This window comes from Leptospiraceae bacterium (genome assembly GCA_024233835.1).
Lineage (GTDB): Bacteria > Spirochaetota > Leptospiria > Leptospirales > Leptospiraceae > JACKPC01.
Map to the genome: position 1 here is coordinate 1 of JACKPC010000010.1, position 23,287 is coordinate 23,287.

The 23,287-nt window shown below is 37.0% G+C and carries 23 protein-coding genes; 10 read left to right on the forward strand and 13 right to left on the reverse strand.

The features are described from left to right. The 7 genes from H7A25_26520 to H7A25_26550 all read right to left on the reverse strand — a co-directional run. Nucleotides 1–2,953, reverse strand: a 2,953-nt coding sequence (locus tag H7A25_26520) for a hypothetical protein (protein ID MCP5503482.1), incomplete at its 3' end; no start/stop codon positions are given. A 251-nt stretch (nt 2,954–3,204) separates the two neighbouring features. Continuing rightward, nucleotides 3,205–3,792, reverse strand: a complete 588-nt coding sequence (locus H7A25_26525; protein ID MCP5503483.1) for a hypothetical protein — start codon at nt 3,790–3,792, stop codon at nt 3,205–3,207. A gap of 82 nt (nt 3,793–3,874) precedes the next feature. Then, entirely contained in the window at nt 3,875–4,336 is a 462-nt protein-coding gene (locus H7A25_26530) for a hypothetical protein (GenBank protein ID MCP5503484.1), read from the reverse strand. 28 nt (nt 4,337–4,364) lie between these two features. Further along, nucleotides 4,365–4,919, reverse strand: a complete 555-nt coding sequence (locus H7A25_26535; GenBank protein ID MCP5503485.1) for an HNH endonuclease — start codon at nt 4,917–4,919, stop codon at nt 4,365–4,367. Between the two features lie 81 nt (nt 4,920–5,000). Then, the gene (locus H7A25_26540) at nt 5,001–5,621 is read right to left on the reverse strand and encodes a DedA family protein (GenBank protein ID MCP5503486.1); all 621 of its coding nucleotides are present in this window, start codon (nt 5,619–5,621) and stop codon (nt 5,001–5,003) included. 216 nt (nt 5,622–5,837) lie between these two features. Next, nucleotides 5,838–6,158, reverse strand: a complete 321-nt coding sequence (locus H7A25_26545) for a hypothetical protein (GenBank protein MCP5503487.1) — start codon at nt 6,156–6,158, stop codon at nt 5,838–5,840. 183 nt (nt 6,159–6,341) lie between these two features. Next, nucleotides 6,342–7,265, reverse strand: a complete 924-nt coding sequence (locus tag H7A25_26550) for a hypothetical protein (GenBank protein ID MCP5503488.1) — start codon at nt 7,263–7,265, stop codon at nt 6,342–6,344. A gap of 506 nt (nt 7,266–7,771) precedes the next feature. Between H7A25_26550 and H7A25_26555 the strand changes: the two genes are divergently transcribed. From H7A25_26555 to H7A25_26585, 7 genes are read left to right on the forward strand one after another with little or no spacing between them, the layout of a single operon-like run. Further along, nucleotides 7,772–8,350, forward strand: coding sequence for a PD-(D/E)XK nuclease family transposase (locus H7A25_26555; protein ID MCP5503489.1), 579 nt, complete (start codon nt 7,772–7,774; stop codon nt 8,348–8,350). Nucleotides 8,351–8,371: 21 nt separating this feature from the next. Beyond that, nucleotides 8,372–8,518 (forward strand): hypothetical protein, encoded by a 147-nt coding sequence (locus H7A25_26560; GenBank protein ID MCP5503490.1) that lies wholly within the window; start codon nt 8,372–8,374, stop codon nt 8,516–8,518. Between the two features lie 45 nt (nt 8,519–8,563). After that, entirely contained in the window at nt 8,564–10,225 is a 1,662-nt protein-coding gene (kaiC, locus tag H7A25_26565) for a circadian clock protein KaiC (protein ID MCP5503491.1), read from the forward strand. After that, complete coding sequence (locus H7A25_26570) at nt 10,225–10,443, forward strand: hypothetical protein (protein ID MCP5503492.1); 219 nt, start codon at nt 10,225–10,227, stop codon at nt 10,441–10,443. Before kaiC ends, H7A25_26570 begins: the two co-directional genes overlap by 1 nt. A gap of 53 nt (nt 10,444–10,496) precedes the next feature. Beyond that, on the forward strand, nt 10,497–10,805 hold the full coding sequence (locus tag H7A25_26575) for a hypothetical protein (GenBank protein ID MCP5503493.1): 309 nt from the start codon (nt 10,497–10,499) through the stop codon (nt 10,803–10,805). A 35-nt stretch (nt 10,806–10,840) separates the two neighbouring features. After that, complete coding sequence (gene tnpB, locus H7A25_26580) at nt 10,841–11,131, forward strand: IS66 family insertion sequence element accessory protein TnpB (protein MCP5503494.1); 291 nt, start codon at nt 10,841–10,843, stop codon at nt 11,129–11,131. Between the two features lie 52 nt (nt 11,132–11,183). Next, nucleotides 11,184–12,788, forward strand: coding sequence for an IS66 family transposase (locus H7A25_26585; GenBank protein MCP5503495.1), 1,605 nt, complete (start codon nt 11,184–11,186; stop codon nt 12,786–12,788). A 413-nt stretch (nt 12,789–13,201) separates the two neighbouring features. Here H7A25_26585 and H7A25_26590 read toward each other — a convergent pair whose 3' ends face one another. The 3 genes from H7A25_26590 to H7A25_26600 all read right to left on the reverse strand — a co-directional run bounded on the left by H7A25_26590 (nt 13,202) and on the right by H7A25_26600 (nt 14,477). Next, nucleotides 13,202–13,615, reverse strand: coding sequence for a DUF937 domain-containing protein (locus H7A25_26590; GenBank protein MCP5503496.1), 414 nt, complete (start codon nt 13,613–13,615; stop codon nt 13,202–13,204). Between the two features lie 86 nt (nt 13,616–13,701). Next, nucleotides 13,702–14,100, reverse strand: a complete 399-nt coding sequence (locus tag H7A25_26595; GenBank protein MCP5503497.1) for a hypothetical protein — start codon at nt 14,098–14,100, stop codon at nt 13,702–13,704. Further along, nucleotides 14,082–14,477 (reverse strand): hypothetical protein, encoded by a 396-nt coding sequence (locus H7A25_26600; GenBank protein MCP5503498.1) that lies wholly within the window; start codon nt 14,475–14,477, stop codon nt 14,082–14,084. The genes H7A25_26595 and H7A25_26600 overlap by 19 nt, the downstream gene beginning before the upstream one ends. Nucleotides 14,478–14,672: 195 nt before the next feature. On the opposite strand from H7A25_26600, the gene H7A25_26605 reads away from it, so the two are divergent. Together H7A25_26605 and H7A25_26610 are read left to right on the forward strand one after the other, a co-directional pair. Continuing rightward, nucleotides 14,673–17,135: a hypothetical protein gene (locus H7A25_26605; protein MCP5503499.1), complete on the forward strand. Its 2,463-nt coding sequence runs from the start codon at nt 14,673–14,675 to the stop codon at nt 17,133–17,135. After that, nucleotides 17,128–19,203: a hypothetical protein gene (locus H7A25_26610; GenBank protein ID MCP5503500.1), complete on the forward strand. Its 2,076-nt coding sequence runs from the start codon at nt 17,128–17,130 to the stop codon at nt 19,201–19,203. The genes H7A25_26605 and H7A25_26610 overlap by 8 nt, the downstream gene beginning before the upstream one ends. A 73-nt stretch (nt 19,204–19,276) precedes the next feature. On the opposite strand, the gene H7A25_26615 is transcribed toward H7A25_26610, so the two are convergent. Further along, nucleotides 19,277–20,779 carry a RimK family protein gene (locus tag H7A25_26615; protein ID MCP5503501.1) on the reverse strand — a complete coding sequence of 501 codons (1,503 nt, stop codon included), beginning with the start codon at nt 20,777–20,779 and terminating at the stop codon, nt 19,277–19,279. After that, entirely contained in the window at nt 20,776–21,879 is a 1,104-nt protein-coding gene (gene rimI / locus H7A25_26620) for a ribosomal protein S18-alanine N-acetyltransferase (GenBank protein MCP5503502.1), read from the reverse strand. Before rimI ends, H7A25_26615 begins: the two co-directional genes overlap by 4 nt. A gap of 127 nt (nt 21,880–22,006) precedes the next feature. Between rimI and H7A25_26625 the strand changes: the two genes are divergently transcribed. Continuing rightward, nucleotides 22,007–22,777 (forward strand): hypothetical protein, encoded by a 771-nt coding sequence (locus H7A25_26625; GenBank protein ID MCP5503503.1) that lies wholly within the window; start codon nt 22,007–22,009, stop codon nt 22,775–22,777. An 83-nt stretch (nt 22,778–22,860) separates the two neighbouring features. Here the strand turns inward: H7A25_26625 and H7A25_26630 are convergent, their stop codons facing one another. Next, nucleotides 22,861–23,277, reverse strand: a complete 417-nt coding sequence (locus H7A25_26630) for a YjbQ family protein (protein ID MCP5503504.1) — start codon at nt 23,275–23,277, stop codon at nt 22,861–22,863. Nucleotides 23,278–23,287: the final 10 nt, after the last annotated feature.

Here is a 23,287-nt window from a genome sequence, read left to right on the forward strand (position 1 = left end):
TCGTTTCACCCGGGTTGAATAGTAAAGTGCCGGAACTTAGAGTGTAATCTGTTCCGGAGCCGGTAGCCGAACCGCCGCTGATAGCATAGTCTATAGATATAGCACCTGACTGAGGGCCGCTTAAGGAAACGGGAATATTTACAGAAACAGTAGCTTCGGAACCGGAAGCTGAGGTAGAATCAAAAGCAAGCAGTGGGGCATCGTTATCCTGAATCGTATAAGTAAAAGCTGTATTCGCACCCAGACTTGCATTATTTGGATTGGATAAGGTAATCTCGATGGTTTCATCTAACTCAGAAAGAGTATCATTCGTGATAGCAAGGACGATGTTCTTAGTCGTTTCACCTGCACTGAAAGTCAGAGTTCCATCGCTCAGAGTATAGTCCGTGCCGGAACCGCTGGCAGTTCCTGCTGTTACAGAGTAGTTTACAGTCACGCTTGCCGACTGGGGCCCTGTTAAGGAAACGGGAATATTCACAGAAGTAGTTGCTTCGGAACCGGAGGCAGAGCTTGAATCAAAGGCAAGTTGCGGTGCATCGTTATCCTGAATCGTATAAGTAAAAGCTGTATTAACACCCAGACTTGCATTATTTGGATTGGATAAAGTAATCTCGATGGTTTCATCCAGCTCAGAAAGAGTATCATTCGTGATAGCAAGAGTTATGTTCTTAGTCGTTTCACCTGCACTGAAAGTCAGAGTTCCATCGCTCAGAGTATAGTCCGTGCCTGAACCGCTGGCAGTTCCTGCTGTAACAGAGTAGTTTACAGTTACGCTTGCCGACTGAGGGCCGCTTAAGGAAACGGGAATATTCACAGAAGTAGTTGCTTCGGAACCGGAGGCTGAGGTGGAATCAAAAGCAAGCAGTGGGGCATCGTTATCCTGAATCGTATAAGTAAAAGCTGTATTCGCACCCAGACTTGCATTAGTCGGATTGGATAAAGTAATCTCGATGGTTTCATCTAACTCGGAGAGAGTATCATTCGTGATAGCAAGAGTTATGTTCTTAGTCGTTTCACCTGCACTGAAAGTCAGAGTTCCATCTCTCAGAGTATAGTCCGTGCCGGAACCGCTTGCAGTTCCTGCTGTTACAGAGTAGTTTACAGTCACGCTTGCCGACTGAGGCCCTGTTAAGGAAACGGGAATATTCACAGAAGTGTTCGCTTCGGAATCGGAGGCAGAGGTAGAATCAAAAGCAAGCAGTGGTGCATCATTGTCATTGATCGTATAAGTAAAAGCTGTATTAGCACCCAGACTTGCATTATTTGGATTGGATAAAGTAATCTCGATGGTTTCATCTAACTCAGAAAGAGTATCGTTGGTAATAGCAAGGACAATGTTCTTAGAAGTTTCACCCGGGTTGAATAGTAAAGTGCCGGAACTTAGAGTGTAATCTGTTCCGGAGCCGGTAGCCGAACCGCCGCTGATGGTATAAGAAACATTCGAACCGAGAGCTGTATTACCCATTACATTTACAGGAATCATAACCGTATTCACCGATTCAGAACCATTTGAAGATGGTAACATAAAAGAAATTTCGGGAGCAGGATCATTATTCAAAATTGAATACGTATGGTCTATAAAATTACCGGGAGCCAGGTTGGAAAAAGAACTTAAAGAAATTACAATCGTTTCATTGGTTTCATAAATCGAATCATCTATAACAGAGAAAGTAATGGTTTTACTGGTTTCACCGGGTTGAAAAGTAAGAGTGCCGGAATTTAAAGTATAATCAATACCATTGCCGGAAGCGGTTCCAGCACTCACGGAAAATACGACAGAAGTTTCGATGAGAGAGGCTTCAGAAAGTTTTACTTCCAGAGACACAGAGCTTACAGATTCAAGACCACTAGAACTTCCGCTTAAAAAGCTAATACCGGGAACGATTGTATTAATCAAAATATTATGATTATAAGATAAAGAATTAGAACCCCCGGAGGGAAAAGGACTCAGAAGAACATTATTACCGGCCTCATCCACTATACTGCTACCATTTAAAATAAGGGAAGTGACATCCAGGTCGGATGAATTTTCTCCATTGGAAACAATATAAGTAAAAAATAATGTATTAGTACCGGAACCGGATACATAACTCGCATTAGCGATTGTCGGAGAAGTATTTAAGGTTAAAAAAGGAGTGCCTGAATTGTTATTAACAGTAACTGCTTCTGTAAAAGTAAGCTGGATATTTACCTTACTTCCCTGACCATAAGATCCGTTAATGTTTGTACTGCTAATATTAGAAATAGTAGGAGGTAAGGTATCAATGATAATATTCTCCTGTCCGCTGATAGAATTCGCAGAACCCGGACTGGGAACCGAGAGGCTTGCATCGAGGGAAGAGTCGAGATTTTTTATACTACCTCCATTTAAAGAAAGAGAAGAAGAACTTGAAAGATCCAGACCTACAATATCGTCCAGACTGGCTACGGTATAGGAAAAAATAAGGGAATTGGTTCCCGAACCGGATGAATAAGAAACTGTTTGGCCATTATTTAATTTGATACTCGGAGTTCCGGAAACCTGAACCGGTTCTGAGAAATGAAGCTCAATTTCAAGAAGAGAACCTACTGTATAAGAACCGCTTCCCTGTTTTGTAGAACTGGATTGAATAGCCGGGATGGAGGCTGTTTGACCGGTAGGTGTGCCGGTTCCTGTTCCTGTTGGAGTCGTTGTATCGCTTCCGGTCCCTGTTCCTGTTGGAGTATTTGTATCGTTTCCGGTCCCTGTTCCCGTATTGGTTCCTGTGCCGGTTCCGGTAGAGGGAACAAGTGGAGACGTGGAATCCTTACCGGCTTCGGTTGAACTTGGACTATTACCCGGCGGTAAAAAAATAATCCCTCCTTTTCCGCCTCCACCTCCTAAAAGCATGAAGATTAAAGAAGGCCATGAGGTACATTGAATGGTTCCAAAGGTAATAAAAATAAATATAATAAGATTTCGTGCAAGTTTCATAAGCTGATACCTATTCCAAAAGACGTAGTAAAAACGAAAATTTTTGCAAAAGAGCAATTTATTTTGGACAAAACAAGAATCTTACATTCAGAGATTCCATAATTAATCAAAAGTAGGGAGTGTTTACTTAATCGAAGGGCCTCAGGCATCCTGATGGCATAAGGCAACTATTTTTTTAGTTGGCCTTTTAATTCTCCGAGATGCAAAGAGTTCTCTCCGAGATGCAAAGTTCCTTCGGAAGTGCGTAGGAATTAAACAAGAAGGGAAAGAATTTTTTCGTAGTATTCTACATCTAATTCAATTTCAGAAAAAGACTTATGAAAAACCCTATCTTTTCGATGCCGATTTTGAAGGGTTTCTGTATTTTTCGAGATATGTCGGTAATGTTCCTCGACTTTTTCTATGTTTTCACGGATGAATTTTGTTTGGATAGCTTGTTGTTGCAAATTTTTTTTAGATACATATTCATCAAAGGCAAAAATAAGCGTCTTAAATTTTTGAATTCTCCTGAAGGCCAGCTTCGATTCTCTATCTAAGATTTCATTTAGTGTATGAATTTCCTCCCTTGCTTCCTCTAATAAAAACTCGTAATAGGGTAATTCAATTCCGGAGGAAAACTGCTTCATTAGAGTGTCGTAATGTATATGATGATTTAGAGTAGATAGATAAGAACTATTGATAAACTCTGTTTGGTAGAGAATGGCAGGAGCAATTAATTCTAAGAAGAGGTAATTAGCTTTTTCAAATTCTTCCGTATCCTCATGGGTATTTATATCCTGAATAGAAATTTCATTTTCAAGCCCGAGATCAGGTTCTATTTCTAAGAGTAATCGATTCATATTCCCCCCGGTAATATCCGAACAGCAGTTAATACATAATTTATTAACCGAAGAGGAAAGGTTTGTCAATAAATAATTTTATTCAGGGAACTATTATTGCATTGGAAGGCTGGGAAGGAGAAACTGAGTCGGAAGCATTGCTTAAATTAATCGAGAGAAGTAATCCCCGAATAGAAATATATTGTCCCGATTGAACATTTACCTGAAATTTACACATGGTTCCGGAATTAATGTTGGGATCCGAGTTTATTTCCATGCTGTATTCTATAGGCTGATTGGGAATTGTCCTTAAACCATTTACACAGTTTGCACCGGAAGATAGGTCCGCCGGGTTTCTAGCCTCACTTTCGGTTGTGCCCATATACAAACGGTAGCCTAAAAAGAAGACTTCCGGATTATTGGCACGGATTTTCAGGATGTAACCTCCATTTGAAGCAGTGATAGAAACAAGGGTAGGGGGGACCGTTTTTATCTTATTGGTAGAATAATTAGAACAGGAAAGTAGTAAGAATAAGGCCAGGTAAGAAAAAGAAAAAATTTTCATGACTGACCTATAATTCTTAAAGAGTGTTTCAGGTAAATAAAAAATCGTTCCAGCCAAACTTTTCACTGGTAGATTGGCTTATATTTAATATAGAATGAAACTGTTTTTTATTCTCTGATAATTCAGGATTTTTCCACATTAATTCGGAAAGTAGCTTGCTTCCCTTTTTGGTATTGCAGGGTTTGCAGGCAGTTACAACATTTTCCCAGGATTGGAACTCATACCTGAGTCTTAATTCCTTGCTGACACTATCCCAACGGCTTTTTGGGATAATGTGATCCATGGTGAGTTTAGAAGGTCCAGGAGCTTTTCCGCAGTAAACACAGGTGTAATTGTCTCGAGCCAGAATATTTTGTCGGTTGGGTTTTCGGTTTTTTATCGGAAACTTGTAATAACCCTGGATGATAATAACATTGGGAACCGGTATGCGTAGCTTTTCTGAACGGATAAAAGAATCCTTAGCCGCTTTTAGAACCTCTGCTTTTTTAAGAAGTACGAGGCAAATCGCATCTTTTACCGAACGAATGGATATGGGTAAATAGCTGGAATTTAAAACTAATACCGGTTGAGATAATATGTCCATCAAGCAACTCCTGTTCCTCTTTAAAACACTCTCTTACTCTATCAGCACCCTTACCCTTTTTTATTTATCAAAGAAAGACTTCTATGTATTGTCAGCCTGTCTTCTGTATTTTTTTATAAATACTACCGTACCTATGATGAGAAGAATAAGACCCACTGCAATTAAAACTCCCATCTGTCCCTGGTGAACCATTTGCATGAGCCAGTCCCGCTTTGAAGCACCATAGTATCCGAGATAAACCCAGATAGGAACACTAATAATCGCAGCCAAGAAGTCTGTCACTAAAAATAATGGCACACTGACCCGATTGCTGATTCCGGCAGACAAATAAATCGGCATTCTGAGACCCGGCATGAACCTGCCCATGAAGACAACCCATTTACCGTATTTCTCAAAGCTCTTTTGAACCTTATAATACCGTTCTCGAGTCATGATTTTGGCAACCCATTCTTTTTTCAGGATTTCATTTCCATAAAACTTACCGGCAGAGAAAACAATCAGGTCGCCTGCCAGAACTCCGGCCATCCCGACAACAAACATGAGATGTTCATTTGCAAGGCCGAGCCCGGCAATGACTCCTCCGGAAACAAGGGTAATGTCTTCCGGAACGGGTAGTCCGAAACCGCAGAGAATCAGAACCGAAAAAACGGCGACATAGCCGTAATTAGAAAAGAAAGCAATTAGGTAATCAAGTATTTCCATTTATTTCTGTATATATTTCCCGTGTATTATCTATTTATTATGATTGGATTAAACCTCTGATAAAAACGAGCCTTTTAATTTTATAAACTTTCTAAGTATTTTACAAAAGGAAGTAAAGCTAATTTTTCGTAAGTTTATACAAAAAGTAAAAAATGCTAAACCAAAACCGAAAGACCTTAGAGCATTGTTGCCAGATCAAACCAGTATTATTATCGGTTATAGTTCAGGGAATACCCAATCCTCATTCTCTAAAAGTGCATCTGCTACACGAATCCTTTCTTTTTCATATATTCCTTTTTGAATTTCTTCCTGATTAAAATTTCTCCATACAACCGGTTTTAAAGTTAACCTTTTTACAGTAGCTTTTTTAATTAGCTCCTTTTTTCCGTTTGAATGACTCACCCGTACATGGATATTCTCAATTTTAACCTTTACATTTTCTATCGTTCTTCCATTCTTTAAGAGGAGATAGTCTGCTTTTGTTTTTATATAAAGAAATATAAAAATATAAAGTAAAATTATTCGATTAATTTTCATGATAAGACTCCTTTTTAATTTTTAGAACCCCGACAAAGGGAAATCATTACAAATTTGGTTTCAATTCCGCTTGTATGATTCTTAATCCTTAATTCTTAACACCTTTTCCCAATCAAATGCTGTAATATTTCTGTCTGTCTTATTAAACCAAATATGCGCTTAGTTTTTTGCTATTAAGCTTCATCAATCACTGCTGCTACAACCACCACAACCACTGCTACTACTATCTGAACTACTATCTGTACTGCTACAGCTACTGTTATGATCACTGCAACTACTGTGTCGGGAGCTACCAATGCTACCACCACCTCCCCTTCCTGTTTTCCAGTCTATTAAAAACAAGATACCTACAAAAAGACTGATAATACTCGCGATAATAAGATATAAAACCGGCTTATTTCTTCTAATGCCTATTTCGATTTTAGCCAGACCTACAACTGCTGTAATAAACATAAAAATTGCCGGTAACCATTTATATAATATGGGATCTTTGCGGGGAAGAGTCATTCGTAGAACAATCGCAAATAGTAACATCAGGATAAAAACAACTGCATAGAATATAAGAAAATTAGGTCCTGAAAAGTTAAATGGATTTTCACAACTAATTAAATAAAGACACGATAAAAAGATAATATAAGGTGAAAGCTGTTTTGTTTTTTTTAAACTTTGTGATTTTTTTTTTGCTGGCTTGACTTCTACAGCTCCCCATATATCTGAAGGTGGTAGTTCACCGAAGTAATGCTTATAGCTATCTAAAGTTTTTTGATATTGCTGTTTAAACTTTATTTCTTCGATTTCGTTTCCGTTTCCGGGAACATGGTGAAGTTTGAAATTTAAAACTTTTGCACAAAATTCATCCCAGTAAGAATGTGTATAAATCATATGTAAGTGCCAGGCTTCATCAATTACTTTTGATGGGGTAACAGCTCTGTCACAAACAATAGCAAGGAAGACAAATTTTTTATATTCTAATATAACCCTTCGTGTAAAGTCTAAAGTCCAGTTATTTTCTTTAGATAAGCGATGGCTATAGGGTACCCTGGCAGTTTTTTCATCAATTTCGAAATTAAGAATATCATTATAAAGTTTTTGTTGTTCAAGTTCCATACTCCTTGAGTATTAAAAAATCCTGTATTTGTCAATGAAAAAAATGACGCTTGCTATTCTGATAAACAGTATGTCTTGTGTTTTAGTTTTTTCTACTACTTCTTTCTTTATCAATTAAATCTTTATTCAGAACATTGATCTGTGCCAGACAATATGCCGAATTTGCATTGGCTTAATAGTATACATCAAAAAAACAGCCCTCAAGCAGAGATCATATGAAATTGTACAAAAGATGATGATGTGCAACATCACATGCACTCGGGACGTTAGAAAGTATTGCCAGCGTAACCTTTTTCGATTCACTTAACTCTGGTATTTTTCCCAACAGTCTATGTTAGTTTTCCATGCTTCTTTTTTCTAATTCTTGTATTTATGCAGAATATACTCCGGCAGATGGCTGTTATAAAAAGAATCTCAAGTGGGAAATTAGACCGAAAAATCCGTGAATCCTAATAATTTTCCAGTCTTTTAATTGACTTTTTCTAATTAGATTTCAATATTTTCTTATGAAATTCGCTGATCCTAAAAATGATATTGCTTTTTGGGAAATTTTTGGCAATGAAGGTAAAAAAGTTATCCTTATCTCCTTCTTAAACTCAATTTTGAATCTAAAAGGAGAGAGAAGGATTGTGGACCTCGAATTTCGTAATACATTCCAGCTTCCGAGAATTGCCGGGTTTGACAAAAGAGTTCAATATTATGTATCCAAAGAATACGCCTCTCAGATAGAAAAAGGGGATGAATATTCCAAATTAACTCCGGTAGTTTTTATTGGAATATTAGAGTTTGAATATTATGAAGGTGAAGATTATCTCACCGAACATTTGATTCTTAATACTAAAATCAGGAAGAATGAACTAAAAGATATTAACTTTGATTTTATAGAGTTACCCAAGTTTAAACAAGAATTAGAAGACTGTAAAAGTCTTACTGACAAATGGATTTACTTCATCAAAAATGCGGAGAATTTAGAAGTAATTCCAGACAATGTTGATGATGAAGGATTAAAAGAAGCCTATACTCTTTCAGACAGGCATAATTGGACAAAAGACGAACTAGATAGTTACGACTATTTTCTCATGTGAGAACAGGATGAAAGAGGAAGAGTGGAGTTAGCTGTTCAGCGGGAGAAAGAAAAAGCAGAAAAATCTAATACATTAGAGATAGCTAAAAATTTTAAATTAGCCGGAGTCGATAGTAAAACTATTTCTGCTGCTACAGGGCTAAGTATAGAAGAAATTGAAAAGTTATAACTTGCAAACAATTAGTATATTATTAAGATCGTAAAGAACAAAATTATGATTATTAAAAAAATTCAAACGGGTATCAAAGGACTTGATGAAGTTTTGCATGGAGGAATACCTCAGGGGCGAATTACCATGCTAAAGGGAAGCGCCGGTACAGGAAAAACCCTGCTTGCAATAGAAATACTGCTAAAAAGTGCAATGCTTGATAAAGAACCGGGTGTTTACATATCATTCGAAAATACAGTAAACCAGATAATGGAAGATATAAGTTCTTTTGGTTGGAATTTATCTTCACCTGAAATGCAAAAACTACTGAAGATAGATTATTTTGGAATTAACGATTACGAAAGCTATTCGGAAGGGGAAATTTCCATAAATGTGCTTGGTGAACGGGTTGAGCACTTATTAAAGAAAACAAATGCTACAAAGCTTGTATTTGATACTCTCGAAAGTTTATGGGATGTAGTAGGTGATAGTAAATCGTTCAGATGGCAATTCCGCAATTTCCTCAGAAGGTTTACGCAACAGGACATTACATTGATAATTACTTCAGAGCAAATAAACGGACAATCCAAATACCCATTCGATGAATTCGTATCGGATTGTGTAATACATCTCGAGCAGAATATAATAAGCGAAATTGTTACTCGTAAATTGAGAATAATAAAATACAGAGGTACCACACATGGACTAAATGCCTACCCCTATATTATTTCTGAGAGTGGAAACTATGTGTACCCCATAACATCTCTCGGTTTAACGCATACGGCATCTTACGACAAAATATCAACTGGTATTCCTGATTTAGATGTGATGTTGCACGGTGGAATATTCAGAGGAAGTAGTGTTTTAATTAGTGGTACCTCAGGATGCGGTAAATCCAGCATAGCAGGTTTTTTTGCAAATCAAACATGTAAAACTGGTGAAAAGTGCATCTACTTTGCTTTTGAAGAATCTGAAGCACAGATTTTTAGAAATTACAATTCAATAGGAATAAATTTAGAACAATGGAAAGATAAAGGATTATTAAATATTCATGCCACTCGCTCCTCAACTATAGGTCTTGAACATCATTTACTTTTCATGTTTCAACTTATTGAGAAATTTCAACCCCAATTAGTTATTCTTGACCCGGTAAGTAATTTTATCAGCCCCGATAACGGAGAGTCTGTTAAATCTTTTTTAGTGCGGATGATTGATCATCTGAAAGATAATAATATTACTTGTTTGTTTACTTCTTTAATAAGAGGTTCCGGTCATCTTGAGGAAACAGATGAAAGTGTTTCTTCATTAATGGATACCTGGATTTCATTGCAAATGATAGAACAAAATAATGAGCGAAATCGTGTTTTAAAAATACTAAAGTCGAGAGGAATGGCTCATTCAAACCAACTAAGAGAGTTTATTCTTAGTAGTAGTGGCATTCACCTTATGGATGTTTATATTGGTGCTGAAGGTATGGTTACCGGTTCAAAACGATTGATTCAACAAGCACAAGAAAACGCCGAAAGGAAAAGACTAATTGAGGAAATTGAGCTCCTAAAACGCAAGCAACAATTTTTAGAAAAACAGTTTCATTCAGAAACGGAAATTAAAAAAGAAAACTTTGAAAACACTAAAAGCGAGTTGCAAAAAGCTGTTGAAGAAGCTGAACTACGACTAAAAACAAAAGATTTATCAATGCAGGATGTTGAGCAAAAAAGAAAAATCTAATGAAACTGAATCATAAACTTGAAATCAAAATATTTGCAGAAAAGGATGATAGCTCTATTGGGCAATTTTGTAATCTTTTTAAAAATGATTTAAATTTTATTGATATAGAGATTTTTACTTATCCTGATAACATGGAAGAATTTGATAAGTATGATATATTTTTTACACCTACTTTTATTTTAAAAATCAACGACAATTCTGTAAGATATCATGGGTAAGCGTATCATGAACCCACCTTCCCAAATCCCGGGAACTGTGGTATACCTTGTCCATGAAAGCAATACAAAACTGGGAAGAACATATCGAGAACTGGCAGGCAAGCGGCAAGAGCTGCATGGCCTATTGTAAAGAACATAGCCTATCCTATTCGTCCTTCAGATACAATCTGAAGAAGTCTACAAAACCTCCTGAGACAAGTCTAAAAGAATACCCCTTCGAAGAGCTCGGGTTTTTGGATTATGAACAAAAGGAAGAGAACTCGGAACAAAGCCCGCTATTGAGTATCAGTGTCAATCAGAAAGGAATGATAGAATGTAAGATAAATCTAAGATTCCAAATTATGTTTTGGGATTTCTCATGAGGCGTCGTGTTTATATACGTCCGGGAGTAACGGATATGAGAAAATCAATTAACACACTTACTCAGTTGGTTCAGACAGAAATGAACTTATCACCCTTTGATAAGAGTCTGTTTATATTCTGCAATAAACGCAAAAATATGTTGAAAGTCTTGTATTGGGATAAGAATGGGTTTTGCCTCTGGCAGAAGAAACTGTCCAAACAAAAGTTTCCCTGGGTCAATACGGATGAGGAAGTAAAAGAGATTTCAAATCAACGCTTGCTCTGGCTACTCAAAGGAATAGATTTTTTCAAGGAGCATCAAGAAGAAAAATATCTAAAAGTATAAAATAATTCTTTACAGATGGTATGTGGGAATAAACATATCATCTGTAATATTCATGAAACCTACCGAACTTTCAACAGATACTCAAGAACTGCATAAGCTAATTCAGAAGCAATATGAAAAGCTTCAGGAATTTTCCAGGATTATCAAATCTCTTGAATCTTTAAACAAATTGAAAGATGAGAAAATAGAGTATTACAGAAACCAGTTGTATAATAAAAAATCAGAGAAGTGGACACCTGACGAACAAAAACAGGCACTACTCTTCAACGAAGCAGAACAAATAGTTGATGAAGAGAAAACTATTTTAGTAAAAGAGCATAGAAAAAAGAAGAAAAAGCGTGGAAAGCGAGACGGATTAGATCCGAACTTACCGAGAGAAGAAGTGATTCTTGACCTTGAAGAGCACGAAAAGACATGCGGATGTGGTTGTGTGCTGACACCTTTACCGAATCCGGAAGTTCTTGAAAAGCTAAAAATCATCCCGGCTCAGTTTGTTGTTGTGAAGACGATTCGGCCTCAATATGTTTGTAAGAAATGCGAAGGTAGCGGTGATGAAAATCGTCCCGGTGTAAAATCAAAACCTCCGCTTCTCCAGCTAATCCCTAAAGCGATTCTGCATCGTGATAGTCTGGCATATATGATAACACAAAAGTATTGCGACCATCTTCCTATAAACAGAATATCTAATATATTAAAGCGCTCAGGTGTCACCATTTCAAGAGCTACCATAGCGAGGAATTTTATAACTGTTTCAGAAAAGCTTGAGTCTATAGCAAATCAAATTTTACAACAAGTACAATTCGCTCATGCTGTTCAAATAGATGAAACTCGCTTACAGGTAATCAATGAGCCGGGCAGGAAAGGAACCAATTTATCCTGGATGTGGTGTTTTCGCAGCGGTCTGGTAGGAGAGATTGAGAGTGCAGTATATTTTCACTATGACCAATCGAGAAGTGCAAAATTCCTAAAAGACTTTCTATTTGGCTACAAGGGAATCATTCAAACGGATGGTCTCGGAACCTATAATGCACATTTATCTTCTATTGTTTCTGAAGATGAACATGCCGGTTGTAATGTTCACGCAAGAAGGAAGTTTACTGATATTTATAAATCGATTAAAAATAATAAGTCTGTAAATCATGTTTTAGAGGAATATAACAGACTATATAGATTAGAAGAATCTTATTATCAATTAAAAATACACCATAATAAAGATAAACTCGAAAAGCGACGGCAAAGACATAGTCTTCCGATAATGGAACGAATGAAAGTTTTCATTGCGAGCGAACTCTCGGTTATGGAACCTTCAGGTGATCTATATAAAGCAATGAGATATTTTATATCTCATTATGATAAATTAATAATATTTATATATAATGGAGATATTACACCGGACACAAATCTGGTAGAAAATGCCATTCGTCCATTTGCACTGGGAAGAAAGAATTGGCAATTTTCCTATTCTCCCAGTGGTGCAAGGGCAAGTGCAATTTATTATACTCTGATTGAAAATGCAAAACTATGCGGTCTGGATCCTTATCAATATCTTAAAACCGTTTTTGATGAGATAGTGAGAAATCCCAATTTCGATCCGAAAGATTTGACTCCGCAGGCTATCGCAAAAAAACAAAAAGAAGACTCAGCAGCTACAACTTAAATTCTACCTCCGGGGCACGGTGCAACCGGGGGTGGGTTTATGAAACACTTACTATCATGGTCTCTCCGAACGCTTTATGAATATTGCAAAAGCAAAATTATCAAACATTAAATCGCAGGATGTAATAAGCCAGGCAAATCAATTATTATTTGATAGTAATCTATTAATTAAAACAAGGAATATTAAAGAACATGAGAATGACTTGTAAGCATTTCATGAACCCGTCTTTTATAGTTTCGGAGATCTTACTATATCAGTTTCAAGAATATTACAGATGATATGTTTATTCCCACATACCATCCTGTAATATCCTTTTATACTTTTAGATGTTTTTCTTCTTTAGGCTCTTTGAAAAAATCTATTTCTTTTAGTAAGCAGAATAAACGTTTAGTTGCAATCTCCCTTACTTCTTATTAAAGGAATCCTTTTAATAGATTCACTCCAGAAGATAGTAAACTTCCGTCACCGCCTTCTTTTCCTTCCGGTGTAAGCTGGTTTACTATCACAGGTAGTAAACTGGTAAGTATAGGTACTACTTTGGAAGAGTCAATTCCAAGCTTATTAGATAATTCAGAAATAGTTCCATTCCCTAAAGCTTTTGTTAGTTCTGACTCAGAAATAGAGGCATTCTTACCCTGCCCAACCCAGGAAGTCACCTTTTCATCCAGACCATTTTTCTTAAGAACCGAAACAATCATATCGATTTGAGAAGTACCTCCCTGAGAGGAAAGGAGGGTTTTGGCAATATTACCCACATCTATACCCTGAAGGTTTTTATCCAAACCTGAATCGGCCAATTCTTTTACTACATTATTTAAAAAACTCATAAGTTCAGTGTAAGATAAGGAAGAGAAAATAGCAATAGTTTTTCTGCTTTGAAGCTGAAAGATAAAAACTCGGAATAAGAATATTTCTATAAATCGGCTTCCGGTATGTCTTCGGAATCAATAGGACTTAGAAGTTCACTGGAAATAATGTCGTATACTAATTGATCAATGATAGCCCCCACCTGCCATCTTGACTCTTTATTCGTTCCTTCTACATCTTCAAATTCGTTCTCTGTATAAATTTCCATGCAAGAAATTGCTTCCTCGAGGGGGTTCATGGTAATCCCTTCTTCATTCACGATAAGAATGACTTTATAATAGGTGAAATCTTCTCTTGTTTCAAATCGATATCTGTCCATAACACGGTAAAAGATGCCTTCTTCCTCTATCAGCATGGTTACTTCAAAAGTTTTCCATTCCATACAGCGGATCTCGATTACCTGTCCCAGATACTTCATCAAATTCTCTATGCCTTTTTTAGCCATCCTCTGGCTTCATCAAGTTCTTGAAAGTATTTTTGTTCTAAAACATCAATATTTAGGGTATGATCAATGCTCAACTTGGTTAAGGGACTATAGGGTAATAAGATTGCTATTCTTATCTTTTTGATAGACTTTATTACCCGTAAAAACCAATCTCTTTCCAGCCAATCCTTTCCTTCTACTGATATCCTACTGATTTCGCGGGTATCCGCAAGCCATTTATTGGTCTGATGCAGGATTAAAAGCTTCAGTCCCTGATTCAGAACTTCCTTATACTCTTCAAATCGAAACAGGTCAGTAGAGTTCCAGTGGACTTCAATGCAATGAATTTCAGGATTATAATAAATCAAAGCACTTGGATTCTCAAATTCCAGTTTCATTATGACTCCATTCTGCATATCCACTCAAAATTTCCTTGACTACCGGTTTAAACCGGTAGTAAGTAGGAGTAGCGGATACCATTCTACTAAAAGAATTTTAATTCCCTACTTACTTTCCAAAACCAGTTGACCATAAAAAAAAGAAAAAGATAACAATTCAATTGACATAGATTTTTTTTTCATTTTTCTTTTCTTATGAAATTAAAAACTATAGATATTTTATATACAATAAAAATTCTCTTTTTTTCTTTTATCATTTTAAATAGTTTCTCTATTTTTGCCGGTGATAAAATCAATCCTTATGATTTTATGCCGAAAGACTGTGTAGACTCCGGGAAAGGCTGCGGTCTTATTCCCGAAAACCCGGTTAGTTATCGCTCCATTCCTCTTTCTGAATCGAATTTTATAATGCACAGAGGACTCCCTTCCCGAGTTGATCTAAGCAATAATATGCCACCGGTGGGTTCACAGGGTCAACAGGGAAGCTGTGTAGGTTGGGCAAGTACCTATGCCTTAAAATCCTACCAGGAAAAAGTAGAAAGAAACTGGAGCTATGATTTTGACCCGGACCGCAAAACAGGCGAAGCCAGCACCATTTTCTCGCCTGCTTTTACTTATAACCAGATAAATGGTGGAGTCGATAGGGGTTCGAGTATCTCTGAGGCCCTGGATCTTATAGTGAAAAAAGGGGCCATTCCCTGGAAATACATGCCTTATTCTGACCGAGACTATAGAACCCAACCTTCCCAGTCGGTCTTAAAAATAGCTTCCCGTTATAAAGGGGAGTCCTATAAGCGCTTAAACCAGAATAATATTCAATCCCTGAAGTCTGAACTTGCAGCAGGAAACCCCATTATAGGAGGTTTTTTAGTAGATAATAACCTAAAAGATTTCAAAAAAGGAAAGTTCCTTGATACAATCGGAATCCTAACCGGAGGAGGGCACGCCATGACTATTGTAGGTTATGATGACTCCCAGACTTCTCCTAACGGTCACAGGGGGGCGTTTAAAATCATCAATTCCTGGAGTAAATGGTGGGGAGAAAACGGTTACGGCTGGATTTCCTATCGACACTTTCCGGAGAGAGCCAAATATCTCTATGTACTAAAAGACAGGCAGGACTCAAAACCCGAGCCAGAAAAACAGGAAGAAGAAATCCGACCTCCTTTACAGGTAAATGCCTCACAGGGAACCTACAGCGACCGAATCGTCCTGAATTGGACTTCGGTAAAAGAAGCCGTCGGCTATGAAATTTACAGGGCAAATCCTGAAAGTAAGGACAGTTTTCATAAAATTGGAGAAAGCACGTCAACTTCCTATGAAGATTCCGGTATAAGCCCGGGACTGGGCTATTTCTATCGAATCGTAGCAGTTACAGAAAAAGGACAGAGTTCGGTTTTAAATTTATCACCGGTTGCAGAAGGATTTTCCAAAGAAGACAAGCCACTTCCTTCCAGTTTAAAGGTTTTAAATTTAGTACTTAGCTTAGAAAAGCGGGCCGGCAAAACTTATGTACGACTCAATTGGGATACTCTTCCCTCCGCTTCCTATTATCTCGTGTATAAATATGAACATGCGAACAAACGCTGGAAATATAACAAATCCAGGATAAAAGATACCTATCTTTATGATTCTTCTATTCAAGCCGGAATGAAATATAGCTATGTTGTCATTAGCAATCTGGGTAAAGAATACAGTGACCCGGCTCAAATTTTTATTCCAACAGAAACAGCTCCTCCTTCCAAAGTTGTAAATCTGAACGCAAGTAAAGGCACATTTGGAGACAAAATTGCTCTCGCCTGGCTGGCCTCTATAGGAGCTAATACCTATTATATCTATCGTTTTAACCCGGATAGCCGTCAATGGAAGCTCCTCGGAAAAACTGACAGGGAGGGCTTTATTGACGATTCTTTTGATATCCGAAATGGAAGGGAGTTTTATTATTCTATCATTGCTTCTAACCCTCATGGTTACGCTCCCTATAGTAATTACGACAAAGGGTATGTAAATCCCTATGCAAAAAGAGGTCAGCAAAGCCTTCTTCCTCCTGATAACTTTTTCTTAAAAAAAGGAGATAAAACAAAATTTACCCTGTATTGGAAAGAAGTAAAGGGAGCAGAAGCCTATAATATTTTCAGGAAAAAGTTAAACGATAATGTTTACACATTTATTGCTAGTGTAAAAGCATCGGAAACATCCTATTCCGGTGAAATTCCAACAGGAGACGGAAGTCTATATTTATATTCTGTTCGTTCTTTTGCCGTCTTAAGAGGAGAATCCAACGGAACAAATGCTTTAGCTCATTCTTATAAAGATAAGACTTATATTACAAACCACAGGGTTTTTCTTCCAAAAAAGTTAAATCCGGAATGGAAGGGGAAATGGAAAAATCATTATTGGGATGAAAAAGGGAATTTAAATGAAGCGAATATAGTTATATCAGAAAAAAAAGATGGGTTTCGGGCTGTGCTGTTTATTAATGGAAAAAAAGTAAAAACCTTCCCGGGAAGTATTGTTCCGGGTGCTAATTTCTTAGTTAGCAAGGGTTTTAAAATGGAATTTAACAATACTGAAAGTGGCCTGAGTCAGGTAGAAATAAAGGAGTCAAAGATATTCAATTATGATTTTACAGAAGCATTTATCAAATCCAATGAGTAAGTTCATTATCACCTGTTTTGTATTGATTGCACCGGGTTATCTTCTTGCAAAAGAAATTAAGGTGAAGAAGACATACCTCGATGAAAACCATAAGCAATTAAAAGCAAACTTTTTATTCAACCAGGAAAATCGGACAAAAGAAATTAAGTTCTACAGAGAAACTGAAACCGGCAAAAAAGAAAGTACTGAGCTAAACGGTATCTCTTCCATTCGTTTGCACTATTCTCCCGGCTTAAGGGCTATCGCGGTTTTCCGGGAAGGAAAAAGTGGTGATGCAAATTGTGGTCTGGGCATAAGCTACAATAATGGATTCTTTAAAGCCAGATATTCCGAACCGGAACTAAGCCGTTCGGTTCCCAACATTCGATTTGTTGAAAGAGCATTCGACAACAATGGTAATATAGTAGAAGAGTCTTATTATTCAAAAGACTGCCAGCAGGTAAAAAATGCAAATGGAGTTTATATGATCCGAAGAAGCTTTTCCAGAACAGGCAAACTTTTATCAGAGATCTATTTATCCAAAAAACATAAACCCATTAACGATAAGCAGGGCATTTCCAAAATCCTATTCAAATATGATTCCCGAGATAACCGTATTCTTATTGAATTTTTAAATAAGAAAAATCAACCTGTAGAAAATGAAGATGGCTTCGCTCTCTACCAGTTTAAATACGAGGACCAAAAACAACCTGCTATTCAAGAAACTTTTGGTTCTAACGGAAAGCCAAAAGAAGATTTTAGAGGAATCGCAAAAATTATATCCAAATACAATGCTACCTGTCTCTTAAAAAATAAAGAAACAGATGAAAATTGTAAAACCCTTGAAAGTTTTTTTGATAAGAACGGGAAAGCAAAAGAAGATTCAAGAGGAATTGCGAAAATAGAAAAACAATACGATGACTTCGGTCTTCTCAGTCTTTCAGCTTATTATGACAGAACCGGCAAACTAAAAGAAGACGATAGAGGGGTTGCTAAAAATATATATAAAAACTTTTCTTTCGGTAAAGTGCATATTCATGAGATGTTCAATGCTCAAAATAAGCTTATCGGAAACGGACAGACCATTGCCAAAACCAGAAACGAATACTATGAGCCCTGTATAAAACTCAGCAATGAAGATTCTTATGATAATTGCATTAGCTTAATCCAATACTTTTCATCAGAGAATAAACCAAAGGCCAATTCTCTCGGTATTGCGGAGTACCGCTATCTTTTCAATCTAAAAGGAAATCGAATAGCTACAAGTTTTAAAGGAGAAGATGGAAAACCCACGAGTGATAGTTCCGGAATTGCACGGTATCGTTATCTTTACGATGATAATGGAAACATGCTTTTAAAAGAATCCTATGGAGTAGATGGTAAGTTAAAAAATGATCCTCTCGGAATTGCACGCTATCTATTTTCCTTTGATGATTCCGGTAGAGAAGTCTTAACCGAGTATCGCAATGAAAAAGATGAGCTTATTGAGAATAATTTAGGAATTGCCCGAATCAGCCTTAGAAAAGAAACCGATAGAGAGGGTAATCTTGTCTTTTTCAGAGAAACAAAAAATAAACAGGGAAAACTTGTAGGAGATGCCGGTGGAATCGCTCTCTATAAATACAGTTTGAACCCGGTTTGCTTACGCCACAATCCATTCGAAAAAGATTGTAAAGCTTTAGAAGAGTTCTATGATGCTTCATTAAAACGAAAGGCTGATCCTTTTACCGGGGCCGCTGCCTATGTAAATAAGTTTAATGCAAAAGGTCAAAAGATTTCTGAAGAAGCTTTCGATATAGATGGAAATCCCGTTTCGGAGGGAGTTTTTTCAACCCTTTTCAGCTACAATAGACAGGGAAAACTTTATTATAAAAAATCTTTAAATAGTAAAGGAAAGCTTCTATCCAGGGAAAAGTTTATTTACCTGAATAATGAAAAGTTCAATCTCTTAAAGGAGTTTTATGATAATGGTGCTCTACAACACGCCGAATATTCTATGGTTTTACCTATCCCGAATATTCCCTCTTCCTATATCAAAGTTCGCTTTGATAAGTTGTATGTACCTACAGAAGTAAACTTTTTAAAATAAGAAAATGATATGAACGTAGGGGCTGTATAGGAAGTCGCTTTAGTGCCACCTTTTAGACAGCCCTACTTCCACTTCAGGTCTTAGAATTCAATCCTTTACTTTCAATTCGTTTGGCGAATTCTTTCATAATCCGAAGATAAATCTCATCTTTAAGTAAAATATCTTCCACACCCGCATCGATATTTGGATTATCATTGATTTCAATCACATAAACTCCTTTTTCATTTTGTTTTAGATCTACACCGTATAATCCGTCTCCAATTAATTTTGTAGCTGATAAGGCCAATTTTAAAACTTCTTTAGGCACATCCTGAATCGCTATACTGCTTGCTTCACCGGTTTTATCTTTACCACTTGCACTGTGATTATAAATCTGCCAGTGAGATTTTGACATGAAATATTTGGATACAAAAAGTGGTTCATTGTTTAAAACTCCCACTCTCCAATCAAATTCGGTATATAAATACTCCTGAACCAGAATAATATCAGACTCTTTAAATAGCTTATCCATAATGGACTGAGCTTCTTCTCGATTCGTTGCCTTGAATACTCCTAAAGAAAAAGCTCCCTCCGGGATCTTCAAAACCACCGGGTATCCGAGTTGACTCTCCAAATATTCTATATCATCTTTCAATAATATAAGCGTCTTGGGTGTTGCTATTTTATTTCTCTGTAAAATTTCAGCTAAAAATACTTTATTTGTACAAAGCCTTATAGAGTTTGGATCATCAATCACTATCATCCCTTCGTTTTGGGCTTTCCGGGCAAAAAGATAGGTATAGTGTTCGATAGCTGTTGTTTCCCGAATAAAAAGTGCGTCGTATTCAGCTAAACGTGTATAATCCTTTTTCTGAATTAACTCAACATCTATATTCAGTTTCTTTCCAACACGGATAAAATTTCTTAATGCCTGTTTATTAGAAGGAGGAAGTTTTTCTTGAGGATTATGTAAAATGGCCAGATCATATCTCGCTACATTTTTAGTTCTCGGAGATTGCCACTTCTTATGCGTATAACTTACCAGAGCTTCGATAAAAAGCTCTTCTTTTTCCGGAGGAATTGCATTAATTGTGAGAGGTTTTATTGCGTTTAATTTCCAGGATTTATCGTAACGAAACTCTACCTTTAAAAGAGGAAAGCGAAAACCATCATAAATTAACCGGGCAGCTTCTTTTAATTCACTTATATCCGTAATTCCAAAGAAAATGTAAATTTGAAAACCGGTTACTCCGAGATTTTCATTTGCACCCGGAAACTTTCTAGGTAAAGATTCATCTATGGTTTCAGCATTATGGGTATAAATAGATTTATTACTTAAATCCCGAATTGTTTCTACCGAAGGTATAATTTTCTCTTTTCGGGCTTCTGCTAAAAGAGAAGAATAGTAGCCTTTACTTAAATACTTATAACTTCTACATAAATTAATAAAACGTACTTTTTGAAATGCAGTATTGTAGTTACCGGATAGATACTCATCTACCGTTATAACCGGGATATTTGGGAAAGAATTTTTCCAGTCTTTATGCCTTTCGATAAGAACAATATACCTTGATACTGATTCGGTCTTGGGATTCACAAATTATTTCCTCTCTTTTTAATAATGATAGATGCTTTCTGTCCTGTTTTACCATAGGATGCCATTTTCTGGAACTCTTTTTTTAGTATGGGCATATTGATTGAGTCTGTCGGTGATTTGTGTTTCTCGTAATCTACAAAGGGATCGTGTGAGTATATATACTTGTCATCATATCCTGTAATTACAACCCAGTGGGGAAATTTTTCACGATAAATTCTATAGGAACTTATTAAAACTACAGGTATTCCGCCCTCGTTAAACTTCTGGATAATGTCCTCCAGACTTAAAGTATGATACTCTACTAATATAGGGAGTTTTTGGATTTCTTCCATGAAATCCTCCTGGACCAATTTCATAACTTCCTTCTTCTCCAAGTTACGTACAGAATCTAAAAACATGGGTTCTTTTTCTTTCAAGTATATTTCAACATCAAAACCCCTTCTGTATGCCGCGAGAGCCAGACCGTAAGGACCACAACCACCGTGACCTGATGTCATGAAAACAGTGGTAGATTCTCGCCAAATTTTCAACTCAAGACTTCTATCCAGTTTCAGATTCGGCTCAATGGTGTTCATAGCCATCATAATGGATGCAGGTCCACAGGTAAAATCAAGGGTTTGCTCATAATACGGAACTTTTACAAGTTCCTGTTCAAGCTGGGGAACCAATAACTTTTCATAGCGTAAAGCTTCCATCCCATCTTCGTAATATTCTAAAATACTACCAAACTTTTTGTAGCCGTTTTTCTCGTAAACTTCAATTGCCTTAGCGTTGTCTTTTCGAACCTCAAGCCTCATACTGATGCAATCCCGCTCCCTGGCTTCTGCTTCCAGATTCTTCAGCATCTCCTTTGCTATACCTTTCCCCTGTGCTTCGGGTACTACGGCTATAGAATACAGTCTGGCAAGGGAAGTGCCCGAGTGAAATAAAAGCATTCCATAAGCTAAAACCTTTTTATCTTCCTCAAAAACAAAGGTAAGCGTATTTCCCTTACTCAATAAATATCGAAAATTCCTTCGAGTAAACCTATCCGAAGGAAATGCTTTATTTTCCACCTCCACAAGCGAGTCCAGATCTCCGGGTCCTGCTATCCGTAACATAGTGCCTCTCCTACCAGTAAAACGATGATAGGAGTAAAGACGATTAAAAAGTCAAGTAAAATCATATTCTTTTTATTATGTTTTTAAAATCTCTTGTCATATACAAGTTCAGGTTTATAATATCTTCATGGCCTTTGAAAAAAAATCAGAACAAAAACTTTTTGGTATTCCTCTCTATCATATTGTAATCGGAAAAAAGCCCGGAGAAAGACAAAAGACCGCTTTTGGTTTTTTTGCCCTGGGAAGAAAAGCCATAGGTTTTATTGCTATCGGCCAATTTGCAAGCGGCATCATTACTATCGCTCAATTCGGGGTAGGTCTTTTTTTCGGTCTGGGGCAAGCGATTTTTGGACTCGGCATTACCCTCTGTCAATTTGGAACGGGAATGATTATCATCGCTCAATTTGCTATCGGTTTTTTTTCTATAGGACAGTTTGCCCTGGGTTATATGGGAACCGGACAATTAGCATTTCATTATATATCGAAAAACTGGCTAAGCAGTATTTATGATTTTTCTAATATATCCTTTATAGATTACCTAAAGTTTCTGCCTCTGATTATACTTCCCCTTATCCTTTTTCCTCTCGGAATTTTCTTAACACTCTTTATAAAAAACTCTATAGCGGACTCTATTTTAGAGGGAATGTATCAGGCTTCTCATCCTTCCATTATAACAAGCGATGCAAAGCTCCTCTCAATAGAAAGAACCTCTATGCGAATAAATCGAGTTCCTGTATATAAGCTAAATCTGGAATTTTATGCTCCGGATGGGAGAAAAATACTTACTTCTAAGCGAAGTACCCTGTATCCCGAAACGGCATTCGGTCTTGTACCCGGAACTTATATGAAAATCGCCTATAACAAGAATAATCCGAAGCGGGTAATCTTTATCGAGTAATTAGAAAAAGCTCTTTTCCGGGAAGCAAGCGAAGCATCGGTGGATTTTGCTTACGTTTACTCGAATTTTTGAGTGAATACTAACTATTGCAATAGAGTAGCAATAATCGTCCTGGCTCCAGCCCGGTCTCTGTGTTCGCAGAGATAGATTCCCTGCCAGGTTCCAAGGTTCAATCGTCCTTCCGTTATCGGAATATGCAACTGCACGCCCATAATTGAACTTTTGATATGGGCAGGCATATCATCCTCTCCCTCATAATTATGCTCAAAATACGCCTTATTCGGAACCTGTTCATTGAAAAACTTCTCAAAGTCACGACGAACCGAACTATCAGCATTCTCATTAAGGGAGAGAGAAGCACTGGTATGCTGAAGAAGTAAAAATAAAATACCGACTTTTACAGTTCGAATTTCCGGAAAAGCAGACAATATATCCTGTGTTACCAGATGAAAACCTCTCGGCCTTGGCTTCAGGGTAATTGATTTTTGTAGAAGACTCATAGGAAATAAG

What these genes read in the sequence shown, in the direction of transcription:
- H7A25_26535 (MCP5503485.1), bottom strand. Translation starts at nt 4,919, where the DNA reads ATGGACATATTATCTCAACCGGTATTAGTTTTAAATTCCAGCTATTTA.
- H7A25_26540 (MCP5503486.1), bottom strand. Translation starts at nt 5,621, where the DNA reads ATGGAAATACTTGATTACCTAATTGCTTTCTTTTCTAATTACGGCTAT.
- rimI (MCP5503502.1), bottom strand. Translation starts at nt 21,879, where the DNA reads ATGTTACGGATAGCAGGACCCGGAGATCTGGACTCGCTTGTGGAGGTG.
- tnpB (MCP5503494.1), top strand. Translation starts at nt 10,841, where the DNA reads ATGAGAAAATCAATTAACACACTTACTCAGTTGGTTCAGACAGAAATG.
- H7A25_26600 (MCP5503498.1), bottom strand. Translation starts at nt 14,477, where the DNA reads ATGAAACTGGAATTTGAGAATCCAAGTGCTTTGATTTATTATAATCCT.
- H7A25_26550 (MCP5503488.1), bottom strand. Translation starts at nt 7,265, where the DNA reads ATGGAACTTGAACAACAAAAACTTTATAATGATATTCTTAATTTCGAA.
- H7A25_26545 (MCP5503487.1), bottom strand. Translation starts at nt 6,158, where the DNA reads ATGAAAATTAATCGAATAATTTTACTTTATATTTTTATATTTCTTTAT.
- H7A25_26590 (MCP5503496.1), bottom strand. Translation starts at nt 13,615, where the DNA reads ATGAGTTTTTTAAATAATGTAGTAAAAGAATTGGCCGATTCAGGTTTG.
- H7A25_26625 (MCP5503503.1), top strand. Translation starts at nt 22,007, where the DNA reads ATGGCCTTTGAAAAAAAATCAGAACAAAAACTTTTTGGTATTCCTCTC.
- H7A25_26555 (MCP5503489.1), top strand. Translation starts at nt 7,772, where the DNA reads ATGAAATTCGCTGATCCTAAAAATGATATTGCTTTTTGGGAAATTTTT.
- H7A25_26585 (MCP5503495.1), top strand. Translation starts at nt 11,184, where the DNA reads ATGAAACCTACCGAACTTTCAACAGATACTCAAGAACTGCATAAGCTA.
- H7A25_26610 (MCP5503500.1), top strand. Translation starts at nt 17,128, where the DNA reads ATGAGTAAGTTCATTATCACCTGTTTTGTATTGATTGCACCGGGTTAT.
- H7A25_26630 (MCP5503504.1), bottom strand. Translation starts at nt 23,277, where the DNA reads ATGAGTCTTCTACAAAAATCAATTACCCTGAAGCCAAGGCCGAGAGGT.
- kaiC (MCP5503491.1), top strand. Translation starts at nt 8,564, where the DNA reads ATGATTATTAAAAAAATTCAAACGGGTATCAAAGGACTTGATGAAGTT.
- H7A25_26525 (MCP5503483.1), bottom strand. Translation starts at nt 3,792, where the DNA reads ATGAATCGATTACTCTTAGAAATAGAACCTGATCTCGGGCTTGAAAAT.
- H7A25_26575 (MCP5503493.1), top strand. Translation starts at nt 10,497, where the DNA reads ATGAAAGCAATACAAAACTGGGAAGAACATATCGAGAACTGGCAGGCA.
- H7A25_26530 (MCP5503484.1), bottom strand. Translation starts at nt 4,336, where the DNA reads ATGAAAATTTTTTCTTTTTCTTACCTGGCCTTATTCTTACTACTTTCC.
- H7A25_26595 (MCP5503497.1), bottom strand. Translation starts at nt 14,100, where the DNA reads ATGGCTAAAAAAGGCATAGAGAATTTGATGAAGTATCTGGGACAGGTA.
- H7A25_26570 (MCP5503492.1), top strand. Translation starts at nt 10,225, where the DNA reads ATGAAACTGAATCATAAACTTGAAATCAAAATATTTGCAGAAAAGGAT.
- H7A25_26605 (MCP5503499.1), top strand. Translation starts at nt 14,673, where the DNA reads ATGAAATTAAAAACTATAGATATTTTATATACAATAAAAATTCTCTTT.